General features: G+C 67.7%; 2 protein-coding genes. Both read right to left on the reverse strand.

Annotated features, from left to right (window positions below; genetic code table 11):
- Positions 1-115 precede the first annotated feature (115 nt).
- Entirely contained in the window at positions 116-961 is an 846-nt protein-coding gene (locus E9529_RS21275; RefSeq protein WP_236833255.1) for an IS5 family transposase, read from the reverse strand.
- Positions 962-1584: 623 nt separating this feature from the next.
- A partial coding sequence (locus E9529_RS22480; RefSeq protein WP_304505684.1) for an RHS repeat-associated core domain-containing protein occupies positions 1585-2847 on the reverse strand: 1263 nt, incomplete at its 5' end.

The raw sequence follows: 2847 nt of genomic DNA on the forward strand, positions 1-2847 counted from the left end.
CGGCCGAACCGTCACACCCCAATGCCAGAATCACGCACCGGCGGCCCACCGAGTCGCATCCCGATGATCACCGATGGGCGGGCGAAAGATCCGGGTTAGAGATCGCGCGGATAGGTCATGGGCGGCGTGCGGGTCGGGTGTCCCAGCGGTGGGTGGTCCAGGCGGTGCGCAGTAGTCGCCGGACGATGATGACCGCGTTGGCCAGGGCGATGAAGGCGTCGATGACGCGGGTGCGTCGTTCGGTGCAGATGGCGAGCTTTGTGAAGCCGCGGTTGTGCCAGGAGTTGGTGCGCTCGACCACCCAGCGGGCTCCGGCCTGCAGCGGGAAGCCCTTGGCGCTGATCACCGCATCGCAGCCCAGCTCCTCGAGGAGCCCGCGGGTCTTGGTGCTGTCGTACCCGGCGTCGAGGTGCACGGTGATGTCCTCGGGAAGGCCGAACCCCAGGCCCTCGTCGAACCGGCGCAGCTTCTCCAAGGTCGGGCGCAGCAGCGGGGAGTCCGGGCGGTTGGCTGGGGCGGCCACGCAGCCCAGCGGGATCCCGGTTGCCTCGGTCAGCACCGAGCGCTTCGTGCCCTGCTTGCCGCGATCGACCGGGGACTTTCCCGCAGCTTCGCCGCCGCAGGGCGCCTTGGTGATGCACCCGTCGACGGTCACGTTGGCCAGGTCCAGCCCGACGATGCGGTCGTAGGCCTGCAGGCACAACTGCTCCAAGGCGGCGAACACGCCGGCGTCGATCCACTCGTCGCGGCGGGTGCGGATCGTGGTCGCCGAGCAGGCCGAGTCGGCGATCCTGTCGTAGGCCGCTCCCAGCACCAGCACCTGGATCAGCTTGTCGAACACGATCCGGTCGGGGATCCGGGGCCGGTGGCAGCCAAGCGGGTGGGCATCCTCGCGCTCGGGGAGCAGCGCGGCGAACTGGTCCCAGAGCGGGTCGATGACAGAAGATGGCAGCGCAGGCACGAGCACCTCGGGGAAGAAGGTGGCGTCAGATACCCCTCCCTCTACCGAGGCTCGTGCCTGTCTGGCGTCACCGACACGCCCCTATCCGCGCGATCTCTTACACCGACCGACCGCGCTACAGGCGATGCCGCGCCACACATGATCTTCCGGCCGCTCCGGCGAACCCACCCCCCAGCGCCGCGTGCTCTGCTGGACGGCAGCGCCGCCAAACTCCATACCGCATCACGCAACACTAGCCAGCGGCGCGGTGCCGATTCAGCCATCTCCGCGCCCGGAGAACCACCCACAGTCCGTAGATGTATATGCCGATGGCCAAGAACGCGCCGATCAGCAAGCTCCAGGAGAACAGGTCAGTGGGCGGCATTGATTCGGGTATGTAGATCGCCATAATGATGCCGAACATAAATCCCGTGAGTATGCCGCGCCAGAGTCGGCCACTAAGCTCTTCTGCAGTCTGCAGAGCCAGGGGCATCTCTCTAGGTGAAATGGGCCTGCCTTTGACTATTCGCCAATGCACGCTTCGCCGCGCCCGAAGGTCGGATCTGTCGGCACCACGTTCCCTTGACACTCCGTCACTCCTCGCCGCACCGATGTACCGATTTCTTGCCTACGGTACGTCCGCTTCACCTGCGCCTGTTGTTCCAAGCCCATACAGCGTCGTAGGAACTGACCAATAGACCCATGCCTCTAGCCGCTCTTGCTCTGGCCGCATACCGGACACCGTTGTACGCGTGCCGGCCGTAGCCCGATATCCGCGCCGACCGTCCGGCAATCCCCAGAGCCGACCCAATGCCACCAGTAGCGGCCCCCAAGCAGTCTGCGGCACGACCCCAACCGCGACGGGCCCCAGTCCCGCAAAGCGCGGCCGAGCCTAGTGCCGCGCCGGTTCCAGCACCCCAGGCAACGGTCCCAGCGACGGCGGCGAGACCCGAGCCTGCTACGGCGAACAACCCGACGCCTGTTGCGGCCAAGCCAATCACTCCAAGTACTCCGACTGTATTGACGATCGCGGTCTTGTGCCTTTTCACGAACCTAGTGGTTGCTCTCCAAGCCTTCTTGGCCCATTCCCACCGTCCGTCGAGGTCGAACATGTTGACCGGGTCTGCCGGATAGATGTACGGGTTGGCATTACCACCCTCGATTGGGTCGACGCTGAGGAAGCGGCCGAGGGTGGGTGCGTATAGCCGGACGCCCATCAGGGTGAGGCCGCCGATGGTGGAGGCGTCGCGTTGGTGGGTGCCCAGCCAGCCGTAACGGGCCTGGGTTGTGCCGGCGGTGGGCTTGACCCACGGCAGGCCGTACTCGGTGGTCTCGGTCACCCGCAGGTCCACCGGTGTCTGCGCGTCGGCGGGCACGGTGGCGGCGATGTCGCCGTGCAGGTTGGCCAGCTGCAGGACCACCTCGGCCCCGGTGGTGCCGTTCTTGGTGACGACCGCGGCCAGCCCACCGAAGGAGGTGATGTTGCGGGTGAAGCTGTTGTCCGGCTCCTGCACCACGTCGGGGTTGTCGTCATCCCCGCCGTACAGGCTGACCGTCCGCCGAGTACCCGGAGCGGCCGGGTCGGTGTCGGTGCGCACCACCCGCCGCGCGGCGGCGTCCAACCCGAACGTCGACGTCCGCCCGCCCTGGCTCATGCCCGCCACCAGGTCATCGACGAGGAAGTCCAGCGCCACATCCCCGCCGCCGTCCACGGTGTCGGTCGATGGCAGCACCCGCGTCCGGCCCAGCGCGTCATACCGCAACGTCCCCCGGGACGCATCGACCTTGAGCCGGTCGGCGGTGTCGAGGGCGTAGGAGGCCGACGCCGCCACCGTCGCCGGGCAGGTGCCCGCCGGCGCACCGGCCGTAGCCTCCTGGGCCAGCCCGGTGCGGTTGCTGTTGACGTC

This window comes from Blastococcus sp. KM273128 (genome assembly GCF_021698975.1).
Taxonomy (GTDB): domain Bacteria; phylum Actinomycetota; class Actinomycetes; order Mycobacteriales; family Geodermatophilaceae; genus Blastococcus.